Genomic DNA, 24188 nt, shown 5'->3' with positions numbered 1-24188 from the left:
CATCCGTACGAGACACCGTCCCACGGCCGAAGGACCCGGACCCGTCCACGAAGGGGTGCGCGTGACCACCGAACACGAGCAGATCGCGGTCGCCGGAGAGGGATCGGCGTCGGCCGCGCCCGACGTCATGCGCCTGAGCGCGGGGGTGGAGGCGCGCGGCGCCTCGGCCGCGCAGGCGTTCGCCGAGGTCAGGGCCGCCGCGGCGCGGCTGGACGCCGCCCTGCGCGAGGCCGGGGTCGCCGCCGAGGACCTGCGCACGAGTGAGCTGTCCCTCGGCCCGGAGTACGAGGCGTACCCCAAGGTGTCCGGCTACCGCGCCGCCCAGGGGGTCGAGGCCGTGGTGCGCGACCTGGCGCGGGCGGACCGGGTGGTCGACGCCGTCGCCGGGGTGGGGGAGGAGGCGCGGCTCGGCGGCGTGTCCTTCGAGCTGTCCGACCCGGCCGCGGCGCTCGCGGAGGCCCGCGAACGGGCGTTCCGCGACGCCGCGGCCAAGGCCGCCCAGTACGCGAGCCTGGCCGGGCGGGCGCTCGGCCGGGTCGTCTCCGTCACCGAGGACGCGCGCGGCGGCCCCCAGCCGATGGCGTTCGCCGCCATGGCGGCCGAGGAGCGCGCGTCGGTCAGCCCCGGCCGGCAGACGCTGTCGGTCGGCGTCCGCGTCGTCTACGCCTTCGCCGGCACGGACACCGAGGCCGGCGCCACCGTGACGCGGACCTAGGGCAGGGCCAGCATGCGGTCGAGGGCCACGCGCGCCCAGTGCGCCGTGTCCTCGTCCACCGTGATCTGGTTGACCACCTCGCCCAGCGACAGCGACTCCAGCGCCCACACCAGGTGGGGCAGGTCGATGCGGTTCATGGTCGAGCAGTAGCAGACCGTGCGGTCCAGGAACGAGACGTTCTTGTCGGGGAACATCCCGGCGAGCCGCTTGACCAGGTTGAGCTCGGTGCCGACGGCCCAGCTCGACCCGGCCGGGGCCTCCTCCAGCGTCTTGATGATGTGCTCGGTGGAGCCGACGTGGTCGGCCTTGAGCACCACCTCGTGCCGGCACTCCGGGTGGACGAGCACGTTCACGCCCGGGACGCGGCGCCGTACGTCGTCGACCGACTCGGCCGTGAAGCGGCCGTGCACCGAGCAGTGGCCCTTCCAGAGGATCATCCTGGCCCGCTGGAGCTGCTCGCGGGTGAGGCCGCCGCCGGGGCGGTGCGGGTTCCACACCACGCAGTCGTCCAGCGACATGCCCATCTCCAGCACGGCCGTGTTGCGGCCGAGGTGCTGGTCGGGCAGGAACAGCACCTTGCCGCGCTGGTCGAACGCCCACTCCAGCGCGCGGCGCGCGTTGGAGGAGGTGCACACCGCGCCGCCGTTGCGGCCGCAGAACGCCTTGATGTCGGCGCTGGAGTTCATGTACGTGACGGGGATCACGTCATCGGCCAGGCCGGCGTCCTCCAGCGCCTCCCAGCACTCCTCCACCTGGTCGAACGTCGCCATGTCGGCCATCGAGCACCCGGCGGCCAGGTCGGGCAGGATCACCTTCTGGGCGTCGGAGGTGAGGATGTCGGCCGACTCCGCCATGAAGTGCACGCCGCAGAAGACGATGTACTCGGCCTCCGGCCGGGCCGCCGCCAGCCGCGCCAGCTTGAAGGAGTCGCCCGTCACGTCGGCGAACTGGATGACCTCGTCGCGCTGGTAGTGGTGGCCCAGCACGAACAGCCGATCGCCCAGCGCCTCCTTCGCCTTGCGCGCCCGCTCCACCAGGCCGGGGTCGGAGGCCGGCGGCAGCTCACCGGGGCAGTCCACCCCCCGCTCGGAGTGCGGGTCGGCGCCCTGGCCGAGGACGAAGAGCGGCAGACCGGTCTGGGTGGCCATCGCCATCCCCCCTTATCGTCGGTTTGACGATACCGATGATGGCACACGGCGCGCCATGCTCGCGTCCCGGGTGGGCGGGGACGGAGAAGAACCAGGGAGAGGCAGGGGAATGCCGGGCATACCCCGGGTGTTGGTAGCGTCTAAGTAGGACGTCAGAAAGAGACAGCCGGGTTAGGGAGTCAGCAGATGACGGTTGAGAGCAGCGAGACCACAGCGCAGGGCCTGATCCTGACCGACGCGGCCGCCGCCAAGGTCAAGAGCCTGCTCGAGCAGCAGGGTGAGGAAGGGCTCCAGCTGCGCGTGGCCGTGCAGCCGGGCGGCTGCTCCGGCCTGCGCTACCAGCTCTTCTTCGACGACCGCCAGATGGACGGCGACGTCGTCACCGACTTCGGCGGCGTGAGCGTCGTCACCGACAGGATGAGCGCCCCGTACCTCATGGGAGCCTCCATCGACTTCGTCGACACCATCGAGAAGCAGGGCTTCACCATCGACAACCCCAACGCCACGGGTTCGTGCGCGTGCGGCGACTCCTTCAACTAGTCGCCTGACGGGTCGTCACCGACACGGTCCCGCTCGCCTTTGTGCGCGCGGGACCTTCGCGTATTCTCGATGGGCTCATCTGGCTTGCTGACAACGAGGAAGAAGAATCCCGTGCGCATCGCCGTCACCGGCTCCATCGCGACAGACCAACTGATGACGTTCCCCGGCAGCTTCGGCGATCAGCTCATCGCCGAGCAGCTCGACCGGGTGTCACTCTCGTTCCTGGTCGACGACCTGCAGATCCGTCGCGGCGGGTGCGCGGCGAACATCGCCTTCGGCATGGGCTGCCTGGGCCTCAACCCGGTCCTCGTCGGCGCCGTCGGCAACGACTTCGCCGACTACCACTCCTGGCTGGAGCGCCACGGCGTCGACTGCGGCTCGGTGCACGTCTCCGAGACCCGCCACACGGCCCGCTTCCTGTGCACCACCGACGAGCACCACAACCAGATCGCCTCCTTCTACACCGGGGCGATGGCCGAGGCGCGTCTCATCGAGCTGCAGCCGGTCGCCGCCCGCGTCGGCGGCCTCGACCTCGTGCTGGTCAGCCCCAACGACCCCGACGCGATGCTGCGCCACACCGACGAGTGCCGCCAGCGCGGCATCCCGTTCGCCGCCGACCCGTCGCAGCAGCTCGCCCGCATGGCCGACGACCAGATCCGCGACCTCGTCGACGGCGCCGCCTACCTGTTCTCCAACGACTACGAGAAGGGGCTCATCGAGCAGAAGACCGGCTGGTCCGACGACGAGATCCTGTCCCGCGTCGGCGTCCGCGTCACCACGCTCGGCCCCAAGGGCGCGGTCATCGACCGCGCGGGCGAGCCGTCCATCCACGTGGCCCCGGCCCCCGAGCTCGGCAAGGCCGACCCCACGGGCGTCGGCGACGCCTTCCGCGCCGGCTTCCTCGCCGGCCTGGCCTGGGGCCTGTCGCTGGAGCGCTGCGGCCAGATCGGCAACCTGACGGCCACCCACGTGCTGGAGAACGTCGGCGGCCAGGAGTACGAGCTCGGCCAGAAGGTCTTCCTGGAGCGCTTCGCCGCCGCCTACGGGGCCGACGCCGCCGCCGAGGTGGCCGCCCACGTGCGCTGCCACCACCCGTAACCCGCGAGGGGTCCGAAGAACGCGGAGGACCCGCGAGCCGTGCGTCGCTGCCGGCCCGCGGGTCCGGGCGTCCCGCCCCGTCCGGCCGCGTCAGCCGCGCGCGTAGACGCGGTGGACGAACTCGGCGAGCTGCGCGTCCGGCAGGTGCCTGGCCAGGTCGGCCTCACTGATCATGCCGACCACGTGGTCGCCCTCGACCACCGGCAGCCGCTTGATCTGGTGCTCCTCCATCTGGGACAGCGCCTCCGCCAGCGGGGCGTCCGGCGTCACCGACACCAGCCCCGTCGTGAGGTCGCCGGCCCGTACCTCGGAGGGGTCACGCCCCTCCGCGATGCACTTCACGACGATGTCGCGGTCGGTGATGATCCCGACGACGCGCCCGTCCGGGTCGCAGACGGGCAACGCCCCGACGTTGCCGTTGCGCATGAGCTGCGCCGCCCGGTCGAGCGTCTCGTGGGCCGGGAGGCATTCGGCGCCCGGGTTCATCACGTCGCGCGCGGTCTCGTGCGGGTGTCCTGCGGTCATCTCTCCCCCTGGGGTGGCTCGTCAGCGGTCGGTCGCTGTGGCCCTACCCAGGTCGCGTCACAAGCCACATCACCCCGCGCGCCGCTGGGGCGAGGTCAGTAGTTGCGCCGCACGTGGATCGCCCAGCCGCCGCCGGGCAACTCGTACGAGCCGACGTGGCGGTGCGACTTGAGCCGGCACCAGGCCGGCACGTCGGTGTAGGCCGCCGGGTCGTCGGCCAGGACGGCCACCACGGAGTTGAGCGGCACGTAGTTGATCTGCTCGGCGAGCATGATGATCGGGATCGGGCACTTCTTCCCGAGCGCGTCGATCGTCAGCGCCGGCGTGGTGACCTCGGTCATGCGACTCCTGCGTCGTGGCGGATCCGGCGCACCAGCTCCGGCAGCACGGCGAGGAACCGGTCGACCTCGTCCGCGGTGGCGCCTCTGGGCAGGGAGATCCGCACGTTCCCATGGGTGAGCACGCCCATCGCTTCCAGGACATGCGATGGACGAAGCGTACTAGCGGTGCAGGAGCTGCCGGACGAGACCGCGAATCCCGCCCGGTCGAGTTCGCCGAGCAGCACCTCGCCGTCCACGTACAGGCAGGAGAACGTGACGATGTGCGGCGCCCGCTCGACCGGCTCGCCGATCACCTCGACGTCCGGGACGACCTTGGGGATCGTCTCCCTGATCCGCCCGACCAGCTCCGACAGCCGCCGCTGCTCCTCGGGCGCCTCCTCCGCCATGGCGCGCAGCGCCGCGGCGGCGGCCACGATCGCCGGGACGTTCTCGAAGCCCGGCACGCGGCGGCGCTCGCGCTCGTCCTCGGGCAGGAAGGACCGGAACCGCGTGCCCTTGCGCACGGCCAGCACGCCCACCCCGGCCGGGCCGCCCCACTTGTGGGCGCTGGCCGTCAGCACCGACCAGCCCGCCGGCACCGGCAGCCGGCCGGCCGTCTGCGCCGCGTCGACCAGCAGCGGCACCCCGTGCCGCCGGCACGCCTCGGCCACCTCGGCCACCGGCTGCACCGTGCCGACCTCGTGGTTGGCGCTCTGCAGGCACGCCAGCGCGGTGCCCTCGCGGGCCACGGCGGCCTCGAAGGCGGCCGGATCGACCCGTCCGGTCAGGCTCACGCCGACCGTCTCCACCGTGCCGCCGTCGCGTTCGTGCAGCTGGGCCGCGTGGAGCACGCTGGAGTGCTCCACGGCGCCGGTCACCAGGTGGCGTCCGGCCCTGCGCCTGCCGTGTAGGGTGCCGAGGGCGCCGAGATGCACGGCCTGCGTGCCCGAGGAGGTGAACGACACCTCGTCGGGGCGCGCGCCCAGCACCTCGGCCACCTCCGAGCGCGCCTGCTCCAGCAGCAGATGCGCCCGGCGGGACTGGGTGTACGGCCTCGCGGGGTCGGCCCAGCCGACGTCGACCGCCTCCAGGAGCGCCTCGCGCGCCCGGGGGTGGAGGGGTTCGGTCGAGGCCGCGTCGAAGTACGCCACGAGACCATCGTCCCACCCGCGTGGACCCGCTCGCGGCCGGCTCCCGGCCGTCCGGCCGTCATCCCGGCCGGAGGAGGCGGCGCCCGTGAGGGCGCGCCATTCGAGGGGCCGCGCGGGAGGGCGGGGCCCCTGCACGCTAATGTGTCTGCAATCAGCTGTGCATTTGGAAATACGAGCGCCCAAGAGTGACTCTTGGGCTTCATCTGTGGGGTAGGCGATCCGTGAGTCCGACTCGCCGTTCGACACGGCGTTCGTTGGCCCGGCGCGGGGTGCCGCGCGCCGCCGCTTTGGCGTTGCTGCTGGCCACCGTGACGGCGTGTGCTAATGACGTGCCCAAGGCCGACTGGAGTCGTGGCCTCCTTCCGACGAGCATCACCACCCAGGGTGACACCATCACCAATCTGTGGAACGGTGCCTGGATCGCCGCGCTCGCCACGGGTGTCGTCGTCATCTTCCTGATCGTCTGGGCGTGCATCTTCCACACCCGGCGGCGGGCCAAGGCGGAGCTGCCTCCGCAGGTGCGCTACAACCTGCCGATCGAGATCTTCTACACCCTGGTCCCGCTCGTCATGGTGTCGGTGTTCTTCTTCTTCACCGCCCGTGACACCCGCGAGGTCGACGCCGTGTCGGGCAAGGCGGACGTGCGGGTCAAGGTCGAGGCGTTCCAGTGGAGCTGGCGCTTCACCACGGAGGTCGGCGGCAAGACGCTCAAGCCCGTCACCGGCACGCCGGTCAACGACTACCACCAGGGCCCCCAGCTCGTCCTGCCGGTCAACAAGCGCGTGGAGTTCGACCTGAGCTCCCCGGACGTCATCCACTCCTTCTGGGTGCCGGCCTTCCTCTTCAAGCGCGACGTGATCCCTGGCCTGCAGGAGAACGACAAGGGCCGGAAGTTCGAGATCGTCACGCTGAACAAGCCCGGCGTCTACGCCGGCCGCTGCGCCGAGCTGTGCGGCGTCGACCACAGCCGCATGCTGTTCAACGTCAAGCTCGTTCCGCAGGCTGAGTACGACCAGTACATCGCGACCCAGACTGGGAGCGCCCAGTGACCGCCATCCAAGAGCCCCTCCGGACGACGGCCAGGCCCACACCCAAGGGCCGGATCATCGCCAAGTGGCTGTCCTCCACCGACCACAAGATCATCGGTCACCTGTACCTGATCACGTCGTTCGTCTTCTTCCTCATCGGCGGCGTCATGGCGCTGGTGATGCGGGCGGAGCTGGCACAGCCGGGTCTGCAGATCACCAGCAACGAGCAGTTCAACCAGCTGTTCACCATGCACGGCACGATCATGCTGCTGATGTTCGCGACGCCGCTGTTCGCGGGCTTCGCCAACGAGCTGATGCCGCTGCAGATCGGCGCCCCCGACGTCGCGTTCCCGCGCCTGAACATGGTGAGCTACTGGCTCTACCTGTTCGGCAGCACCATCGCGGTCTCGGGCTTCTTCACCCCGAACGGCGCCGCCTCCTTCGGCTGGTTCGGCTACGCCCCGCTGTCCAGCGCGGTCTACTCGCCCGGCATGGGCGGCGACCTGTGGATCATGGGCCTGGCGCTGTCGGGTCTCGGCACCATCCTCGGCGCGGTCAACTTCATCACCACGATCATCTGCATGCGCGCTCCCGGCATGACGATGTTCCGCATGCCGATCTTCACCTGGAACGTCCTGCTCACCAGCATGCTGGTGCTCATGGCCTTCCCGGTGCTGGCCGCCGCGCTGCTCGCCCTGGAGGCCGACCGCAAGCTCGGCACCCACATCTTCGACGCGGCCAACTCCGGGCCGATCCTGTGGCAGCACCTGTTCTGGTTCTTCGGCCACCCCGAGGTGTACATCATCGCGCTGCCGTTCTTCGGCATCGTGACCGAGATCCTGCCGGTCTTCAGCCGTAAGCCGATCTTCGGCTACATCGGCCTGGTCGGGGCCACCATCGCGATCGCGGGTCTGTCCATCACGGTGTGGGCGCACCACATGTTCCCGACCGGCCAGGTCCTGCTGCCGTTCTTCTCGTTCATGACGTTCCTCATCGCGGTGCCGACGGGCGTGAAGTTCTTCAACTGGATCGGCACGATGTGGCGGGGCCATCTGAGCTTCGAGTCGCCGATGCTGTTCTCGGTCGGCTTCCTCATCACCTTCCTGCTCGGCGGCCTGACCGGCGTCATCCTGGCCTCGCCGCCGCTGGACTTCCACATCAGCGACACCTACTTCGTGGTCGCGCACTTCCACTACGTGGTGTTCGGCACCGTCGTCTTCGCGATGTTCGCCGGCTTCTACTTCTGGTGGCCGAAGTTCACCGGCAAGATGCTCAACGACCGCCTCGGCAAGCTGCACTTCTGGCTGCTGTTCATCGGCTTCCACACCACGTTCCTCATCCAGCACTGGCTGGGCGTGGCCGGGTTCCCCCGCCGCTACGCCGACTACAGCGCCGCCGACGGCTTCACCGACCTGAACATGATCTCGTCGGTGGGCGCCTTCATACTCGGCGCGTCCACGCTGCCGTTCTTCTACAACGTGTGGAAGACCTGGCGCACCGCGCCCAAGGTCACGGTCGACGACCCGTGGGGCTTCGGCGGCTCGCTCGAATGGGCGACCTCCTGCCCGCCGCCGCGGCACAACTTCACCTCGCTGCCGCGCATCCGCTCGGAGCGTCCGGCCTTCGACCTGCACTACCCCCACGCGTCCGCCAAGTCCGCCCAGGAGGTTGAGGCCTGATGAAGGTCCAGGGTTGGCTGTTCCTGCTGTGCGGCCTGTTCTTCGCCGGCGTCGACGTCGCCTACTGGTTCTGGACGAAGGCCGAGTCGGGCCGGGGCGAGCCGGTCGGCACCACGGCCATGGCCATCTCGGTCGGCTTCGCGTTCATGATCGGCTACTACCTGATGTTCACCGCGCGGCGCATCGGCGCCCAGCCGGAGGACAACAAGCAGGCCGACATCAGCGACGGCGCCGGTGAGATCGGCTTCTTCAGCCCGAGCAGCTGGTGGCCGCTGTTCCTCTGCCTGGCCGCGGCCTTCGCCTTCGCCGGGTTCGTCATCGGCCTGTGGATGTTCATCATCGGGGTCTTCCTGGTGATCATGGCCATGATCGGCTTCGTCTTCCAGTACTACCGGGGCAACTTCTCGCACTGACCCGAGCCGTCTGGTTCCAGCCGTCCAGAGAGCGGGCGTCCTCCTTGGGGGAGGACGCCCGCTTTTTGATGATCTTTACCACGTCGCGGAAGTGGCCAATCCATCACGCAGGGTAAGACAAGAGGCGAAGGGACCGAACGGGACGGGGGAGTACTCGTGGGGCACCTCGCGCATGGATCGGCCGCTCTGATCGCCGTGTCGCTGCTGGCGGCGTGCACCGCCACCACCGCGACCAGGCAGACCGTCAAACCCGCCGCGGCCCCGGACGTCTCCGTGGCCGTGACCCCCCGTGACCGCACCGGCGACGTGCCGACCGACGAGACCGTCATCGTCGCCGCGGACGCCGGGACGCTCAAGAGCGTCCACGTCACCAGCGACCACGGCCGCCTGCCCGGCGTCATCAGCGACGACGGCACCCGCTGGCGCAGCAACCAGACCGCCCGGCCCGGCACCACCTACACGGTGCGGACCGTCGCGGTCAACGCCGAGGGCAAGCGCAAGGAGAGCACCAGCACCTTCACCACGGTCAAGGCGAAGGACACCTTCGACATCGAGTACATCACCCCCAACAGCAACGACACCGGGCTCACCGTCGGCATCGGCATGCCCATCATGATCACCTTCGACAAGCCGGTCACCGACCGGGTCTCCGTCGAGCGCAACCTCACCGTGCAGAGCTCCAAGCCCGTCGAGGGCGCGTGGCACTGGTTCGACGACCGGCACGTCGACTACCGGCCCACCGAGTACTGGCCCGCCCGCACCAAGGTGCGCGTGGAGGCCCGCCTGGCCGGCGTGCGCGGCGGCGAGGGCCTGTACGGCAAGCGCGACGTGCGGCTCGACTTCCGCATCGGCCGCGCGCAGATCACCCGCGGCACCACGCAGAACCACGTCCTGACCGTCAAGCGCGACGGCAAGGTCATCCGCACCATGCCGATGAGCGCGGGACAGGGCGGCGCCTGGAAGTTCTACACGACCTCCGGCATCCACCTGGCCATGTCCCGGGAGAACGTCACGGTCATGACCTCACCCGGCATCGGCCCCGGCGAGCCGGGCTACTACCAGCTCACGGTCTACGACACGGTCCGCATCTCCAACAGCGGCGAGTACGTGCACAGCGCGCCCTGGTCGGTGGGGGCGCAGGGCAACTCCAACGTCAGCCACGGGTGCGTGAACGTCAGCCCGGAGAACGCCAAGTGGTTCCTCGACAACACCCTGATCGGCGACCCGATCATCATCACGGGGTCGCCGCGGGTGCTGGAGCCCACGAACGGCTGGGGGCACTGGCAGGAGAACTGGAAGGAATGGCTGAAGTGGAGCTCGCTCAAGGACGGGCCCACGACGACCTTCTGACCCGGGCGCCCTGACCCGGGTACCGCGTCCTGGCCCGTCAGAGGGCTTCCTGGCGCTCCGTGACGCTCCCGGCACTCCGATGTACGGAAGCGGGCGCGCGGGCGGCTGAGGGCCGTGCAGGGGCCGTACAGGCGGTAGGGGTACGGCCGCGGGCCGCGACCGCACCCGGCGGACACGACGACGGGCCGCGACCGCGCACACGGGGCGGCCCGTGAAGGTCGGAGGCGGCGTCAGGCGGCGCGGCTGACCTCGACCCAGCGGTCGAGGGTCGCGGCGGCCCGGCCGGAGTCGACCGCCTGCGTCGCCCGCGCGTACGCGTCGATCATGGCGGAGTCGAGGTCGTCGCCCGGACCGTCGAGCGCGACCAGCGCGGCCGCGGCGTTGAGCAGCACCGCGTCGCGCACCGGCCCCGTCACCCCGCCGACCAGGTCGCGCACCGCCTGGGCGTTGAAATCCACGTCGCCGCCCCGCAGCGCGCCCGCGTCGGCGCGCGGGATGCCCAGCACCGCCGGGTCGAACACGGTCTGCGTCGCGGCGCCGTCGCGGACCGTCCACACCGTGGAGGTGGTGGAGATCGTCAGCTCGTCGAGGCCGTCGTCGCCGCGGAACACCAGGGCCGAGACCCCGCGCTCGGCGAAGACGCCGGCGAGCACCGGCAGCATGCCGGCGTCGTAGACGCCGATCGCCTGGGCGGCGGGCCGGGCCGGGTTGGTGAGCGGGCCGAGGAAGTTGAAGACCGTCGGGACGCCGATCTCCTTGCGCGGCGGCCCGGCGAAGCGCAGCGCCGGGTGGTAGACGGGCGCGAAGCAGAAGGCGATGCCCGCCTCCCGGGCGACCCGGGCGGTCTGGGCGGGCGTGAGGTCGAGCCGGATGCCGAGGTGCTCCAGGACGTCGGCCGCGCCGCACGAGGACGAGGCCGCGCGGTTGCCGTGCTTGACGACCCGGGCGCCCGCCGCGGCGGCCACGATCGCCGCCATCGTCGAGACGTTGACCGTGTGGGCGCGGTCGCCGCCGGTGCCGACCACGTCGACCACGGGGCCCTCCACGCTCAGCGGCGTGGCGAACTCCAGCATGGTGCGGGCCAGGCCCGCCACCTCGGCCACGGTCTCGCCCTTGGCCCGCAGCGCGACGGCGAAGCCGGCGATCTGCGCGGACGTCGCGGAGCCGGACATGATCTCACGCATCGCCCACGCGGTCTCGTCGGCGGTGAGGTGCTCGCCGGCGAGGAGCGCCGACAGCAGGGCGGGCCAGGTGGTCCGGGCATCCACGGAGGGCACCTACTTAGCGTTGAGTCGGGTGGAGGAACGGCGGCGCATGAGGTCGGCCACGGTGTCGGCCAGGACCAGCGGCTCCAGCGGCTGCGGGACGACGGCGTCGGCCTTGGACCACTCGGCCAGCCAGCGGTCGTCGCGCCGGGCGATGATCAGGCACACCGGCGGGCAGTCGTAGACCTCGTCCTTGGCCTGGCGGCACACGCCCATGCCGCCGGCCGGCTGGGTCTCGCCGTCGAGCACGGCGACGTCGATCTCGCCGGAGCCGAGCCACTGGTGGGCCTTGGGCTCGGTGGCGCACTCCACGATCTCCACGAACGGCACGTCGGCGGCCGGACGGCGGCCGAGCGCCCGCCGCACCTCCTCGCGGGTGGTGGCGTCGTCGCTGTAGACGAGGACCTTCATGGTGTCGTCGGTGCTCACGGTCGCGCTCGCTATCGGTCGAAGCGGTATAGGGTCACCTGGGATCGTACCGGTGCGGCGGCGTGCAATCCCAGGCCGCCGCCCCTGGCGCGTGATTTGCAGGAATTATCCCAGCTTGATGGTCTCCGGACCCCCGCTAACGGGGGGTCGTGCGCCGGACCGACACCCGGAGCCGCAATAATGCTGCCCGTGGCGACAGCATCCGCAATAACTTCGACGACGACAGCACACCCGGCCCGCAGACCCAACCTGGTCAGCGTCGGGACCATCGTGTGGCTGTCCTCTGAGCTCATGTTCTTCGCGGCGCTGTTCGCGATGTACTTCACCATCCGGTCGGTGAGCGAGGGCCACGGCCTCGAATGGGGGCCCGCCCTGCACCTGAAGGGCGCGACCGCCGAAGAAGGCGCTCACCTGAACATCCCGTTCGCGACGGTCAACACGATCATCCTGGTGCTGTCGAGTGTGACGTGCCAGCTCGGCGTGTGGGCCGCTGAGAAGGGGCAGGTCGGCAAGCTCCGCTTCTGGTACTTCGTCAGCTTCCTGATGGGCGCCGTCTTCGTCGCCGGGCAGCTGTACGAGTACGGCGAGCTGGCGAGCGAGGGCGCCACCCTGTCCGCCAACGCATTCACGTCGGTGTTCTACCTCACGACGGGCTTCCACGGCCTGCACGTGACCGGTGGCCTGATCGCGTTCCTGTTCATGCTGGGACGCACGTACGCCGCGAAGCGCTTCACGCATGAGCAGGCCACCAGCGCCATCGTCGTGTCCTACTACTGGCACTTCGTCGACGTCGTCTGGATCGGTCTTTTCGCGACCATCTACATCATTCGTTAAGGAACGGGATCTCTGTGACTAGGATCACCGCTTGGCGGCGGCATCCCCTCGCGAGATACGCCGTCCTGATTTTGGCGTTGGCGCTGGTCGGGATGGTATACACCGCCTTCGTGCAGGCCGGCCGGCCCGCGGACGCGGCCCTCGCCTCGGGCAAGCTCGACGACGTCGCCGCGGGCAAGAGCCTGTTCGAGGTTCACTGCGCCAGCTGCCACGGCATGAACGCGCAGGGCACCTCGACCGGCCCGACGCTGATCGGGGTGGGCGCGGCTGCCGTCGACTTCCAGATGAGCACCGGCCGCATGCCGGCGTCCAACCCCGGCGCCCAGGTGCCGCGCAAGCCGATGGCGGGATGGGTCACGCCGGACAAGATCCGTCAGATCGGCGCCTTCGTGCAGTCGCTCGGCGGCGGCCCGCAGGTGCCCGGCAAGGAGCAGGTCGACCCCGCGCTCGGCGACGCCGGCAAGGGCGGCGAGCTCTTCCGCGCCAACTGCATCCAGTGCCACAACTGGGCAGGCGCGGGCGGCGCGCTCACGCAGGGCAAGTACGCGCCCAACCTGAACCAGGCCACCCCCACGCAGATCTACGAGGCGATGGCGACCGGCCCGCAGGCCATGCCGGTGTTCAACGACACCACGATCACGCCCGAAGAGAAGCGCAGCATGATCGCCTACATCACCCAGGTGCGCGAGCAGAAGGACCCGGGAGGCTTCGGCCTGGGCCGCATTGGCCCCGTGACCGAGGGTCTCGTAGGTTGGGTCGTGGGCATCACCGCCCTCGTACTCGCCTCCATCTGGATCACCGCGAAGAAGCGACAGAAGTCATGACAGACATCGAGCACGAGATCGAGCAGCCGGACGAGCGCGTACCCAAGCGCGTCATCGGCACCCCCGCCCCGGGCACCTCGATGCTCGGCGACGGGGAACCCGCCGCACGCGACGCGGAGGTCGCCGGCGTCACGTACCAGGACGAGACCAAGGCCCGCAAGGCCGAGAAGATCGTGGCGCTGTGCTTCACGATCACCTTCCTGGCGGCGATCGCGTTCATCATCTCCTACGTGGTGTTCCAGGTGGGCAGCCCGGAGAAGACCGCGATCTCCAACCTCGCACTGGGAGGCAGCCTCACGCTCGCGTTGCTGGGGCTGGCCGTCGGCATCGTGGTCTGGGTCCGCCAGATCATGCCGAAGTACTCCCTCATCCAGGAGCGCCACCCGATGGTCTCCGACGATGACACCCGCGAGGTGGTCGCCGAGACCTTCCTGCAGGGCGCCAAGGAGAGCGGGTTCGTCAAGCGCCCGCTGCTGCGCCGCACCCTGCTGCTCGCGGCGGCCCCGCTCGGCCTGATCCCGCTGGTCCTCCTGCGCGACCTCGACAACTCGAAGATGCCGGGCGCGAAGTTCAACGAGACGCTGCGCCACACCGTCTGGGGCGAGAAGACCAAGGACGGCAAGCCGCTGCGGCTCGTCGTCGAGGGCACCGGCCAGCCGATCCGCGCGGCCGACTTCAACTCGCCGGGCGGCATCCTTTCCGTCGTTCCCGAGGGCTACCAGCACGACCTCAACGCCCTCGCCAAGGCCACGCTGATCCTGATCAAGTTCCGGGCGGACGAGATCAAGTCGGGCACCAACCTCAACTGGACGCACGACGGGATCGTGGCCTACTCCAAGATCTGCACGCACGTGGGCTGCCCGGCGGCCCTGTACGAGCAGACCACCCACCACATCCTGTGCCCCTGCCACCAGTCGACGTTCGACGCCGCCGACGGCGCCAAGGTCATCTTCGGCCCGGCCGCCCGGCCGCTGCCGCAGCTGCCGATCACGGTCGACGACCAGGGCTACCTCATCGCCAAGGGCGACTTCGCGGTGCCCCCGGGCCCCAGCTACTGGGAGCGCGGCGACGCCGAGGCCGAGGCCAGGGCCAAGGGAGGTCACGCATGAGCAGCGACCTGACGACGGTTCCCAAGGGCATCGCCGGTCCGTCGAACTTCCTCGACGAGCGCATCGGGGGGGCCAACTTCCTCAAGCGCAACCTGCGGAAGATCTTTCCCGACCACTGGTCGTTCCTGCTCGGTGAGATCGCCCTGTACGCGTTCATCCTGCTGCTGCTGACCGGGACGTTCCTGACGCTCTGGTTCAAGCCCAGCATGGGGGAGATCGCCTACGACGGCTCGTACGCCCCGCTCAAGGGCGTCATGATGTCCGAGGCGTACGCGTCGTCGCTGGAGATCAGCTTCGACGTGCGCGGCGGCCTGCTCGTGCGGCAGATGCACCACTGGGCGGCCCTGCTGTTCGTCTCCGGCATGCTGGTGCACATGCTCCGGGTGTTCTTCACCGGCGCCTACCGCAAGCCCCGCGAGCTCAACTGGCTGATCGGCGTCCTGCTGTTCACGCTGGCGCTGGTCGAGGGCCTCACCGGCTACTCCCTTCCCGACGACCTGCTCTCCGGCGCCGGTCTGCGGATCACCGAGGGTGTGGCGATCTCGCTGCCGCTGGTCGGCACGTACATCACGTTCTTCCTGTTCGGCGGGGAGTATCCGGGCGAGGACATCATCTCCCGGTTCTACTCGCTGCACATCCTGCTCATCCCGGGCCTCATCCTGGCGCTCGTGTCGGCTCACCTGGTGCTCATGTGGGTGCAGAAGCACACCCAGATGCCGGGCAAGGGCCGCACCAACAAGAACGTGGTGGGCGCGCCGTTCTACCCGGCCTTCATGGCCAAGGCGGGCGCGTACACCCTGTTCACGTTCGCCGTGGTCGCCGGGCTCGCGACGTTCACCCAGATCAACCCGATCTGGCTGTTCGGCCCGTACACGCCGGCCGACATCTCGGCGGGTTCGCAGCCCGACTGGTACATGGGCTTCCTGGAGGGCTCGCTGCGGCTCATGCCGTCGTGGGAGATCAACCTCTTCGGCACGTCCCACGCGGGCACGCTGCCGCTGAGCGTGATCATCCCGGCGCTCGTGCCGCTGGGTCTGGTCATGACCGGTCTCGCGCTGTACCCGTTCCTCGAACGCTGGATCACGGGCGACCACAGCGAGCACCACGTCGCCGACCGTCCGCGCAACAACCCGCACCGCACGTCGATCGGCATGGCGGCGATCGTGTTCTACGGCGTGCTGTGGCTGCTCGGCGCCAACGACGAGCTCTCGGCGAACTTCCAGATCTCGCTCAACTGGACGACGTACATCGGCCGGGTGCTGGTGTTCCTGGGGCCGGCGCTGGCGTACATCATCACCTACCGCGTCTGCCTCGGCCTGCAGCGCTCCGACGCGGCCGTCGTCTCGCACGGCGTCGAGTCGGGCGTCATCAAGCGGCTGCCGCACGGTGAGTTCATCGAGATCCACACGCCGGCGGCGGACGACATCGAGGCTCACGTGCGCGGCAAGCAGGCGGTGCCGATGCTGCCCGTCGAGGCGGACGGCGCCGGCATCCCGCCGAAGGGCATGCGCGGTCCGCTCGGCAAGCTGCGGGCTCGCATGTCCCGCGCGTACGGCGGCGAGAAGATCGCTCTGGACGAGGGCCACGGCCACGGCCACGAGGACGAGCACGCCGCGATCGGGTCGGGCGAGGACCGCTCGCTGACCCACTGATCCACCCGCCGCCGGTCTCCCGAGGACCGGCGGCCCAGCCCGGGCCCGGACGGCACCAGCCGCCCGGGCCCGCGCCGTTCTCCCATGCTGTGGGGCCGGGATCGGCGACGATCGCGCTCGCCCGGTATGCCGCCAGGAGACGCGCAAGGCGGGGACGGCGCGACAGCCGGACAGCGCCGCACACGAGCGGGCGGCGCGGAGGTCGGCGGTGCGGGCCGGGAGCCCGGAAGGGTGCCCCGGCGGGACAGCCCGCCGGCGACGGACAGAGCTTGGACCCTCCGCGAATGGCGGGTCGTCAAGGGGAGGCAGGCCGCCGAGCTCTTCGCGAGTGGCGGGGCGTCCAGGAGAGGCAGGCCGCCGAGCTCTCGGCGCGTCCATGGGAGGCAGGCCGCCGAGCTCTCGGCGAGTGCCGGGTCGTCAGGGAGAGACGGACCGCCGGGGAGACGGACCGCCGGGACCTCGGCGAGTGACGGGACGCCGGATCAGGTCCGCGACCGGCGGTGCGGGCCCCGGCCGAGGAGTCAGTCGGACTCGGTGAAGCCGATCGAGAAGGCGGCGTCCAGGTCGTGCTTGGAGTAGGCCCGGAACGCGATGTGGGTCTCGGTGTGCAGCACGCCCGACACCTTGTTGATGCGGCCCGGGACCACCTCGGCGATCTCCTCGTAGGCGGCCACCCGCACCATGGCCAGCAGGTCGTACTCGCCGGTGATGGAGTAGACCTCGCTGACGCCGTCGATCTCGGCGATCGTCTGGGCGACCTCCGGAATGCGGTCGACCTCGGCGTTGATGTGAACGATAGCCGTGACCATGGCCCCAACTCTATCGGGTCAGCGCAAGGGCCGGCCCTCACGGGCGTGCGAGCGCTCGGCGGCGAGCGGCCGGTAGGCGAGCTCGATGCGGGCCTTGTGGCGGGCCGCGCCGTGGATGGGCAGCGCCCAGTCGCCGTCGACCTCCACCAGCCGCACCCCCGGCGACTCCAGCCAGCGCAGGATGCACTCCGTCTCCTCGGCGCTGGCCGCGTGGATCGGCCCCGCCCCCGGCAGGACGGTCTCGGCGTGGGCCGCCAGCGACTCGACGTACGGCACGGGGTGGGCGCCGCGCGGCATGACCCCGGCCGCCGCGAGCCGGCCGTACCGGATGACGTGGATGTCCCAGCCGCCGTCGAAGGCGGGGCTGGCGGCGATGAGCTGCGGGATGCGCGTGATCGCGGACAGGCGCTGCATGCGCGCGGCCGTGCGGACGAACGCGGCCAGCCGGTCGCGGTCGATCGACGCCTCCTCGTAGCGCTGCTCGGCCGACAGTCGCTCCATGCGGGCGGTCACGGCGGCGAGGACGGGTGTGGCGTCGAGCGTCATGGCCCGGCGCGCCGCCTCGGCGTGCAGGGCGTACTCGGCCTGGCTCTGCCGCCCCTCGCAGGGCGCGCCGCAGCGGCCCATCTCCAGCAGCACGCACGCCGCCCGGCGGGTGCGCAGCGTCATCGGCTGGGTGCACTGGCGCAGCGGCACCGCCTCCTGCAGGGCGAGGCGGGCGTCGTCGGCGGAGCGGTTGCTGCCGAACGGGCCGAGGTAGGCGGCGCCGTCGTCCTTGAGCTCGCGCACGATCGACAGCCGGGGGAACGGTTCCTGGGTGAGCTTGAGCCAGACGACCTTCTCGGGGAAGCGGGAGCGGCGGTTGTAGCGGGGCTTGGCGCCGCCGATGAGGCGCAGCTCCCGCACCTCGGCCTCTAACCCCGTGGCGCACACGATGTGGCGGACCCGTTCGGCGATGCCGATCATCTCGCGGATGCGCGGCCGGGTCTCGCCGGCGGTGAAGTAGGAGCGCACGCGGTTGCGCAGGTTGGTGCTCTTGCCGATGTAGAGCACCTCGCCGCGCTCGTCCTCGAACATGTAGACGCCGGGGCCGTGGGGCACCGACTCGGCCAGGTGGCGCTTGCGCTGCTGCTCGGGGGTGGGCGCGCGGACGAACGACTTCAGCTCCTCCAGCGTGTGGACCTGGAACGACCCGGCCCGCTCGATCAGCCCGTGGAGGACGTGCACGGTGGCCCTGGCGTCCTGCAGGGCGCGGTGGCACGGGTCGGCGGGGCTGCGGAAGAACCGGGCCAGCGTGGCCAGCTTGGCGTTGGGCGTCTCGTCGCGGGTCAGCACCCGCCGGGCCAGGTCGACGGTGTCGACGACCGGGTTGGCCGGCGGCGGGTAGCCGTGGGCGGCGCAGGCCGCCTTGACGAACCGGGTGTCGAAGCCCGCGTTGTGCGCGACCAGCGTGGTGCCCTGGATGAACTCGAGGAAGCTCGGCAGCACCGCCTCGATGCGCGGCGCGGCCATGACCATGGCGTCGGTGATGCCGGTCAGCACCGAGATGAACGGCGGGATCGGGCCCCCCGGGTCGACCAGCGTGGAGAACTCGCCCAGCACCTCGCCGGCCCGCACCTTGACCGCGCCGATCTCGGTGATCTGGTGCTCGGCCGGCGAGCCGCCGGTCGTCTCCAGGTCGAAGACCACGAACGTGACGTCACTCAGCGGGGTGCCGAGCTCGTCGAGGGTGCCTTGTACCGCGTCCACGATCCAAGACCATAGAGTCGGCCACCGACAGTTGCGCGTCCGCCCGACGAATAACCCTTCATCATGATCATTAGTTAGTCTTCCGGGTATGTCTGGCGGAAGACTCGCCGGCCGCTACTCCCTGATCGTCCAGCTCGGCGCCGGAGGCATGGGAAAGGTGTGGCTGGCCAGGGACGAGATGCTCGATCGCGAGGTGGCGGTCAAGGAGCTCACGCTGCCCGAGGGGCTGCCCGCCGCGGAGCGGAACGAGCTGGTCACGCGGGCCGTGCGCGAGGCGCAGGCCACCGCCAGGCTGCGCCACCCCGGCATCGTGGCCCTGCACGACGTCATCGTCGAGTACGGCCGCCCGTGGCTGGTCATGGAGCTGCTGCGGGGCGGCAGCCTGGCCGACGTGGTCAAGCGGCACGGCCCGATGCCGCAGGAGCACGCGGCCCGGGTCGGCGCCGACCTGCTGGAGGCGCTGGCCGCCGCCCACGCGCAGGGGCTGCAGCACCGCGACGTGAAGCCGGGCAACGTGTTCATCACCGACACCGGCCGGGTGGTCCTCACCGACTTCGGCATCGCGCGCCAGGAGGGCCAGGCCGCGATCACCGAGCAGGGCCTGACGATCGGCTCGCCGGGGTTCATCGCGCCGGAGCGCCTGGACGGCGACCCGGGCGGCCCGGCCAGCGACCTGTGGTCGGTCGGGGCCACGCTGTTCTACGCGGTCGAGGGCCGTCCGATGTACGGCGGCACGGCGGGCGAGCGGATCACCGCGACGCTGACCACGCCGCCGCCCGAGGTCGGCGGCCACATCGGCCCGGTGATCGCCGCGCTGACCGCGCGCCACCCGTTCGCCAGGCCGGACGCGCGCACCGCCCGCGACGCGCTGCGGCAGGTGGCGGCCGGCCAGTCGCCGCGCCTGACGGTCACGCACGAGATGACCGCGCCCGGCCGGGTGCGGCGCCCCCGCAGGGGCCTGCTGTGGGGCGCCGTGGCCGCCGTCGCCGTGGCCGCCGTCGTGGGCGCGGGCGTGTTCGTCCTGGTGCGGCAGCAGGGCGACGGGCTTCCCGAGGCGTTCACCGTGCCGATGGACGCCTGCTCGGCGCTGCCGGGCGGGGACGTGGCCCGGCTGCTGCGGGTCCAGAAGCCCCCGGCCGGTCGGCGCAGCTCCGACGACGAGGGCCCGACCTGCGGCTGGACCATCCCCAAGACGGGCATCGGCGTCCAGCTCCAGAAGGACTCCGACACGGCCGACCCGTGGTCGATGACCCCCGTCTCCGCGCACACCCTGTTCGAGAACCAGAAGATCAAATGGGGGAAGTACCACCAGGTCGACTGGACCTGGCCGGAGGTCGGCGCGACGGGCTCCAACAAGGCCACCCTCACCCCCGTCCACGCCGTGACGGGGATCGGGGAGGAGGCGTTCGGCTACGAGATGAAGGGGCCGACGGGGCGGATGCACAGCGCCCACGTCTACTTCCGGCTGGCCAACCTCGTGGTGCGGGTCGAGTACACCACGCTGGGCGACCGGCCCACCGACGACGACATCAAGCGCACCGCGCTGGACGCGGCGCGGGCCACCGAGGAGGCGTTGCGCCGTGCGGGCTGACGCCTACCGGCTGGCCGGCCGCTACCACCTGGTCGAGCGGCTCGGCGAGGGCGGCGCGGGCACAGTCTGGCGGGCGATCGACGAGACACTCGACCGGCAGGTGGCGGTCAAGCAGGTCCGCGTGCCGCCGGGCCTGACCCCGCCGCAGCGGGCCGCGTTCGCCGACCGCGCCATCCACGAGGCCAGGTCCGCCGGGCGGCTGCGCGACCCGGCGATCGTCATGGTCCACGACGTGGTCCTGGAGGGCGACCAGCCGTGGATCATCATGGACCTGGTCACCGGCCGCTCGCTGGACAAGGTGGTCAAGGAGCGCGGGCCGCTGCCGCCCGAGGAGGTGGCGCGCATCGGGCTGAGCGTGCTGTCGGCGCTGGAGACCGCGCACATGAACGGCATGCTCCACCACGACGTCAAGCCGGCCAACATCCTGCTCGACGCCGACGGCTCGGCCATGCTCACCGACTTCGGCATCGCCGTGCCCCTGTACGGCCAGGACGGCGCGGGCCCCACCTCGGGCGGCGGCTCGCTCGGGTACATGGCGCCCGAGCGGCTGAACCAGCAGGCCGCCGGCTCCGCGTCCGACCTGTGGTCGCTCGGCGCGGCCCTGTACGTGGCGGCCGAGGGCAGGGCGCCGTTCGAGCGCGCCATGCCGGCCGCCGTCGCGGCGGCGGTGCTGCTGCACGACCCCCCGTTCCCCGAACGCGCCGGCCCCGAGCTCGGCGGGCTCATCATGGCGATGCTCGCCAAGGACCCGGTCGCGCGCCCGCCGGCGGGCGTGATCCGCGAGCGGCTGAGCGCGCTGGCCGAGCCGTCCGGCAGCCGTCGCCGCTGGTGGCTCGCTCCGGTGGCGGCCGTGGCCGCCGTGCTGGTGGGCGTGGCCGGCTGGTACGGGGTCACGGCGCTGAAGGGGACGCCCGAGACCGGGAGGTTCGCGACGGCGCCCGACCCGTGCGGGCTGCTCAGTGACGCCCGGGCCGTGGAGCTGCTGGGCGGTACGGTGCTGCGGACGGCGCCCCGGCCGGGCGCGTGCCAGTGGCGACTCGACGAGGCCGTCGCGCCGGGCACGCTGCTCGTGGAGATCTGGGCCGAGCGGCCGGCCGACGACCTCAGCGGCCCCCGGGTCGCCGAGCGCAGGTACGCCAGCGAGCGCGCCGGCAGGGTGGGCGCGAAGGGCACGGTCTTCTACACGATCACCGGAGAGGGTCAGGACGTGAAGGGGGTGGGCGAGGCCGCGTACGCGCAGACCTCGTTCAAGCTCACCGGCTCGAAGGAGGGGCGCAGTGAGGACGTCGTGCTGTTCCGGCTGAACAACCTCATGGGGCAGGTGACCCTGGAACGCGGGAATGTGCCGATCAAGGACGCGGGTGGCGGCAAGCAGGCGGTGCTCACGGCGGCGCGGGCGGTGTCGGCGGCGCTCGGGGGATGACCCGCCGGGGCGGGGCGTCATCGGTGGTGCAAGTGTCGTGCAAGCGACCTGACGCAGCTTTACTCCTTACGTCACCGCTTGTCGCGACGAGCCGGCTCGTGGCCGCTTCGGGTGGATCGGTGAGTGGCGGATCATCGCTTTCACTAGCATGTTCAGTCGCATGTCATGACGAATCCCCAGGAGTCCCTCGTGAATGCCGGTAGCCGGAACGAGCCCCCGCACAACCCCCGCCCGGGGCCGGGCGGCCCGTCCGAGCCACCGGCCGGACCCCCGTCCCCACCACCGGCCGGACCCCCGTCCCCACCGCCTGAGTTCCGGCCGCCGTTCCCTGAGCACGGGCCGCAAGGGCCTCCGCAGCCCGGCCCGCAGGGGTTCCCGCCGGCGCAGGGGGCGTCGCCGCCTGGCGCGTTCGTTCCGTGGGAGCCGCAGGCGGAGCCGTACGAGGGCCGCCCTGTTCCCCCGCCCGCCACCCCGCCGGCGGGCTCTCCAGGCGGCGCTCCTTCCGGTCCTCACTCAGCCGGTCCTCACGCAGCCGGTCCTCACGCAGCCGGTCCTCACGCAGCCGGTCCTCACGGAGCCGGTCCTCACGCAGCCGGTCCTCGGCCGTCCGGTCCTCAGCCAGCCGGTTCTCAGTCAGTCGCTCCTGACTCCGGGGCGCCGTCCGGTCCTGGCTTCGGGGCGCCGGTCTGGCCTCCCGCCCCTCCGTCTCCCGTCCCACCGGTGTCTCCGGCGGAGCAGCCCTCGGGACCGGCCGCTGGATCCTGGGGACCGCCCGCCGGGCCGTCCGGTTGGCCGGCCGCCGGTCCCTCCGCGTCATCGGAAGGCATGCCCGCCCCGTACGGCGGCCCCCCTCCCGGACCGCCCCACCACGGCGGCGCCCCTCAGCCCTACGGCGCGCCACCTCCAGGCATCCCCTACGGCCCGCCCGGCCAGAACGCTCATGGCCCCGGACACGGTCAGGCGGCGCCCGCCGACGCCGGCCCCGTCACCATGCCGTCGTCCGTCGGCCTGGACCTCCCCACCGGCGGAGCCCCCATCCCCGACCGCCCGAAGGCGCGCCGCCCCTGGGTGATGCCCGTCGTGGCCGCGGGCGTGGCGCTCCTGCTGGCGGGCGGCGCCGGCGGCGCGTACCTCGTGTACGGCAGGACGTCCGCCGGTCAGGAGCCCGCGGCCAAGGCGTCCAAGCCGGCGACCGGCCCCGTGCCCGGCCCGGACGTGTGCGCCATGCTGCCCAAGGAGACGATCGACCGGCTCGTGCCCGAGGCGAAGGTCACCGGCGACTCCCGGTCCACCGACTACACGATCAACTTCGACTGCACCTGGGAAAACCTGCGCATCTCGTTCGGCGAGTACTGGCGCAGCCGCCAGATCGAGGTCAAGGTCGACCAGCACCGCGGCGACGGCGCGAAGACCGGCCGGTCGATGGCGCAGAACTCGTTCGAGATCGACCGCGGCGGCGCCAAGTACGCCGAGACCGCCAAACCCACCCCGACGAAGGGCGACAAGGAGTACACCTCCAAGGTCACGGACATCCAGGGCATCGGCGACGGCGCGTTCGCCCAGTACGTGTGGCGGCGGTCGGGCAGCGTGCTGTGGTACGCCTACGGTGAGGCCCACGCCCGGGTCGGCGACATGACCATCGAGGTCAAGTACCAGGCCGACCAGCGACGCAAGGACGCCGCGCTGCTCACCAACAAGACCGTCCAGTCGATCACCGAGGACAACGCCATCCGCGAGGTCACCGGCCTCGTCGGCCAGATCGCCAAGGGCGTGGCCGCGTGGAAGGCCCAGCACCCCGACGTGCTGGCCCAGCCGCTCAAGATCTCCACGCCGACGCCCACGCTCCCGACCGCCGCCCCCACGCCGTCGCCGACGAAGCTCGCGGCCATGCCCGCCGACTGCGTGGCGGCGGGCAAGGCGGCGACCGCGCTGGTGCCGGACGCCGAGACCAAGGCGACGGGCAGCACGACGGGCGCCGACACCCAGAACGAGTGCCGCTGGCTCAACCGCGAGATCGACGCCGGCGGCGGCGTCACGAAGGTCCGCAGCGTGCTGATCACCACGCACCGGTTCACCAACCGGGCGGGGGCGCCCGACCCCGGCGCGGCCGGCACGTTCTACGCGGGCAAGCGTGGCGGCAGCAAGTCCATGGAGTCCTTCTCCACGAAGGAGGTCACCTGGGACAAGTTGACCGACATCAAGGGCATGGGCGACGCCGCCTACAGGCAGTACCTCAGCTACCGCCGGGGTGTGGTGTTCGCCGGCAGCACGACCGTGATGATCCGCAAGGGCGCGCTGGTCGTCGCGGTGGACTACGCGGGGCAGCAGCATCGGGGCGACGAGCCTACCAACTCGCCCAAGGTCCGCCTCATGCCGAAGAAGGAGGCGGAGGCGGGGGCGCTCAAGGTGGCCCGCGCGTACCTGGCGGGCCTGGAGGGCAAGCTTACCGGAAGCTGAACGGCCGTCCGGAGGCGTCTCCGGCCCGGCTGCCCAGGCCCCGTCGTTCGGGACCGTCGCCGGGGCGCCGCTGCCTCGG

The 24188-nt window shown here is 71.3% G+C and carries 22 protein-coding genes; 14 read left to right on the top strand and 8 right to left on the bottom strand.

The features are described 5' to 3' along the window. Positions 1–61 precede the first annotated feature (61 nt). A complete protein-coding gene (locus tag HD595_RS46570) occupies positions 62–715 on the top strand; it encodes an SIMPL domain-containing protein (protein ID WP_253765428.1) in 654 nt (217 codons plus the stop codon). On the opposite strand, the gene nadA is transcribed toward HD595_RS46570, so the two are convergent. Beyond that, positions 712–1869 carry a quinolinate synthase NadA gene (gene nadA, locus HD595_RS02905; protein WP_253765427.1) on the bottom strand — a complete coding sequence of 386 codons (1158 nt, stop codon included), beginning with the start codon at positions 1867–1869 and terminating at the stop codon, positions 712–714. The genes HD595_RS46570 and nadA overlap by 4 nt on opposite strands. A gap of 180 nt (positions 1870–2049) precedes the next feature. Between nadA and erpA the strand changes: the two genes are divergently transcribed. After that, positions 2050–2403, top strand: coding sequence for an iron-sulfur cluster insertion protein ErpA (gene erpA / locus HD595_RS02900; protein ID WP_175588871.1), 354 nt, complete (start codon positions 2050–2052; stop codon positions 2401–2403). A gap of 111 nt (positions 2404–2514) precedes the next feature. After that, a complete protein-coding gene (locus tag HD595_RS02895; protein ID WP_253765426.1) occupies positions 2515–3501 on the top strand; it encodes a carbohydrate kinase family protein in 987 nt (328 codons plus the stop codon). A 90-nt stretch (positions 3502–3591) separates the two neighbouring features. On the opposite strand, the gene HD595_RS02890 is transcribed toward HD595_RS02895, so the two are convergent. The 3 genes from HD595_RS02890 to HD595_RS02880 all read right to left on the bottom strand — a co-directional run bounded on the left by HD595_RS02890 (position 3592) and on the right by HD595_RS02880 (position 5497). Continuing rightward, positions 3592–4026: a CBS domain-containing protein gene (locus tag HD595_RS02890; protein ID WP_253765425.1), complete on the bottom strand. Its 435-nt coding sequence runs from the start codon at positions 4024–4026 to the stop codon at positions 3592–3594. Between the two features lie 95 nt (positions 4027–4121). Continuing rightward, complete coding sequence (locus HD595_RS02885) at positions 4122–4367, bottom strand: sulfurtransferase TusA family protein (protein WP_253765424.1); 246 nt, start codon at positions 4365–4367, stop codon at positions 4122–4124. Beyond that, on the bottom strand, positions 4364–5497 hold the full coding sequence (locus tag HD595_RS02880; RefSeq protein WP_253765423.1) for a cysteine desulfurase family protein: 1134 nt from the start codon (positions 5495–5497) through the stop codon (positions 4364–4366). Before HD595_RS02880 ends, HD595_RS02885 begins: the two co-directional genes overlap by 4 nt. 185 nt (positions 5498–5682) lie before the next feature. On the opposite strand from HD595_RS02880, the gene ctaC reads away from it, so the two are divergent. The 4 genes from ctaC (at position 5683) to HD595_RS02860 (ending at position 9967) form a co-directional block, all read left to right on the top strand. Further along, entirely contained in the window at positions 5683–6546 is an 864-nt protein-coding gene (gene ctaC, locus HD595_RS02875) for an aa3-type cytochrome oxidase subunit II (protein ID WP_475717321.1), read from the top strand. Then, a complete protein-coding gene (gene ctaD / locus HD595_RS02870) occupies positions 6543–8204 on the top strand; it encodes an aa3-type cytochrome oxidase subunit I (RefSeq protein WP_253765421.1) in 1662 nt (553 codons plus the stop codon). The genes ctaC and ctaD overlap by 4 nt, the downstream gene beginning before the upstream one ends. Beyond that, entirely contained in the window at positions 8204–8617 is a 414-nt protein-coding gene (locus tag HD595_RS02865; RefSeq protein ID WP_175588864.1) for a cytochrome c oxidase subunit 4, read from the top strand. The genes ctaD and HD595_RS02865 overlap by 1 nt, the downstream gene beginning before the upstream one ends. 156 nt (positions 8618–8773) lie before the next feature. Further along, the gene (locus tag HD595_RS02860; protein ID WP_253765420.1) at positions 8774–9967 is read left to right on the top strand and encodes a L,D-transpeptidase; all 1194 of its coding nucleotides are present in this window, start codon (positions 8774–8776) and stop codon (positions 9965–9967) included. Positions 9968–10197: 230 nt separating this feature from the next. Here the strand turns inward: HD595_RS02860 and trpD are convergent, their stop codons facing one another. Together trpD and HD595_RS02850 are read right to left on the bottom strand one after the other, a co-directional pair. Then, the gene (trpD, locus tag HD595_RS02855) at positions 10198–11235 is read right to left on the bottom strand and encodes an anthranilate phosphoribosyltransferase (protein WP_253765419.1); all 1038 of its coding nucleotides are present in this window, start codon (positions 11233–11235) and stop codon (positions 10198–10200) included. 9 nt (positions 11236–11244) lie between these two features. Continuing rightward, positions 11245–11643, bottom strand: a complete 399-nt coding sequence (locus tag HD595_RS02850; protein WP_253781027.1) for a response regulator transcription factor — start codon at positions 11641–11643, stop codon at positions 11245–11247. A 198-nt stretch (positions 11644–11841) separates the two neighbouring features. On the opposite strand from HD595_RS02850, the gene ctaE reads away from it, so the two are divergent. The 4 genes from ctaE to qcrB all read left to right on the top strand — a co-directional run bounded on the left by ctaE (position 11842) and on the right by qcrB (position 16080). Further along, complete coding sequence (gene ctaE, locus HD595_RS02845; RefSeq protein ID WP_301309422.1) at positions 11842–12495, top strand: aa3-type cytochrome oxidase subunit III; 654 nt, start codon at positions 11842–11844, stop codon at positions 12493–12495. Between the two features lie 92 nt (positions 12496–12587). Further along, positions 12588–13319 (top strand): cytochrome bc1 complex diheme cytochrome c subunit, encoded by a 732-nt coding sequence (gene qcrC, locus HD595_RS02840; RefSeq protein WP_235994448.1) that lies wholly within the window; start codon positions 12588–12590, stop codon positions 13317–13319. Next, on the top strand, positions 13316–14428 hold the full coding sequence (qcrA, locus tag HD595_RS02835; protein WP_253765418.1) for a cytochrome bc1 complex Rieske iron-sulfur subunit: 1113 nt from the start codon (positions 13316–13318) through the stop codon (positions 14426–14428). Before qcrC ends, qcrA begins: the two co-directional genes overlap by 4 nt. Beyond that, complete coding sequence (qcrB, locus tag HD595_RS02830; RefSeq protein ID WP_253765417.1) at positions 14425–16080, top strand: cytochrome bc1 complex cytochrome b subunit; 1656 nt, start codon at positions 14425–14427, stop codon at positions 16078–16080. Before qcrA ends, qcrB begins: the two co-directional genes overlap by 4 nt. Before the next feature lie 521 nt (positions 16081–16601). Here the strand turns inward: qcrB and HD595_RS02825 are convergent. Continuing rightward, on the bottom strand, positions 16602–16889 hold the full coding sequence (locus HD595_RS02825; protein WP_175588857.1) for an Lrp/AsnC family transcriptional regulator: 288 nt from the start codon (positions 16887–16889) through the stop codon (positions 16602–16604). 18 nt (positions 16890–16907) lie between these two features. Beyond that, a complete protein-coding gene (locus HD595_RS02820; RefSeq protein WP_253765416.1) occupies positions 16908–18638 on the bottom strand; it encodes a DEDD exonuclease domain-containing protein in 1731 nt (576 codons plus the stop codon). Between the two features lie 88 nt (positions 18639–18726). Here HD595_RS02820 and HD595_RS02815 point away from each other — a divergent pair, with 88 nt between their 5' ends. From HD595_RS02815 to HD595_RS02805, 3 genes are all read left to right on the top strand, one after another. Then, entirely contained in the window at positions 18727–20229 is a 1503-nt protein-coding gene (locus HD595_RS02815; RefSeq protein WP_253765415.1) for a serine/threonine-protein kinase, read from the top strand. Beyond that, the gene (locus HD595_RS02810) at positions 20219–21652 is read left to right on the top strand and encodes a serine/threonine-protein kinase (protein ID WP_253765414.1); all 1434 of its coding nucleotides are present in this window, start codon (positions 20219–20221) and stop codon (positions 21650–21652) included. Before HD595_RS02815 ends, HD595_RS02810 begins: the two co-directional genes overlap by 11 nt. Positions 21653–22477: 825 nt before the next feature. Beyond that, positions 22478–24109 (top strand): hypothetical protein, encoded by a 1632-nt coding sequence (locus tag HD595_RS02805; protein WP_253765413.1) that lies wholly within the window; start codon positions 22478–22480, stop codon positions 24107–24109. Positions 24110–24188: the final 79 nt, after the last annotated feature.

Source organism: Nonomuraea roseoviolacea subsp. carminata, assembly GCF_024172185.1.
Taxonomy (GTDB): Bacteria; Actinomycetota; Actinomycetes; order Streptosporangiales; family Streptosporangiaceae; genus Nonomuraea; species Nonomuraea roseoviolacea.
This window is presented reverse-complemented; position numbering and strand designations above follow the sequence as displayed.

Bases quoted from the DNA above. Each gene is read 5' to 3' on its own strand.
- nadA (WP_253765427.1), bottom strand. From the start codon at position 1,869: ATGGCGATGGCCACCCAGACCGGTCTGCCGCTCTTCGTCCTCGGCCAG.
- erpA (WP_175588871.1), top strand. From the start codon at position 2,050: ATGACGGTTGAGAGCAGCGAGACCACAGCGCAGGGCCTGATCCTGACC.
- HD595_RS02890 (WP_253765425.1), bottom strand. From the start codon at position 4,026: ATGACCGCAGGACACCCGCACGAGACCGCGCGCGACGTGATGAACCCG.
- HD595_RS02885 (WP_253765424.1), bottom strand. From the start codon at position 4,367: ATGACCGAGGTCACCACGCCGGCGCTGACGATCGACGCGCTCGGGAAG.
- HD595_RS02865 (WP_175588864.1), top strand. From the start codon at position 8,204: ATGAAGGTCCAGGGTTGGCTGTTCCTGCTGTGCGGCCTGTTCTTCGCC.
- HD595_RS02850 (WP_253781027.1), bottom strand. From the start codon at position 11,643: ATGAAGGTCCTCGTCTACAGCGACGACGCCACCACCCGCGAGGAGGTG.
- ctaE (WP_301309422.1), top strand. From the start codon at position 11,842: ATGCTGCCCGTGGCGACAGCATCCGCAATAACTTCGACGACGACAGCA.
- qcrC (WP_235994448.1), top strand. From the start codon at position 12,588: ATGGTATACACCGCCTTCGTGCAGGCCGGCCGGCCCGCGGACGCGGCC.
- qcrA (WP_253765418.1), top strand. From the start codon at position 13,316: ATGACAGACATCGAGCACGAGATCGAGCAGCCGGACGAGCGCGTACCC.
- qcrB (WP_253765417.1), top strand. From the start codon at position 14,425: ATGAGCAGCGACCTGACGACGGTTCCCAAGGGCATCGCCGGTCCGTCG.
- HD595_RS02825 (WP_175588857.1), bottom strand. From the start codon at position 16,889: ATGGTCACGGCTATCGTTCACATCAACGCCGAGGTCGACCGCATTCCG.
- HD595_RS02815 (WP_253765415.1), top strand. From the start codon at position 18,727: ATGTCTGGCGGAAGACTCGCCGGCCGCTACTCCCTGATCGTCCAGCTC.
- HD595_RS02805 (WP_253765413.1), top strand. From the start codon at position 22,478: ATGCCCGCCCCGTACGGCGGCCCCCCTCCCGGACCGCCCCACCACGGC.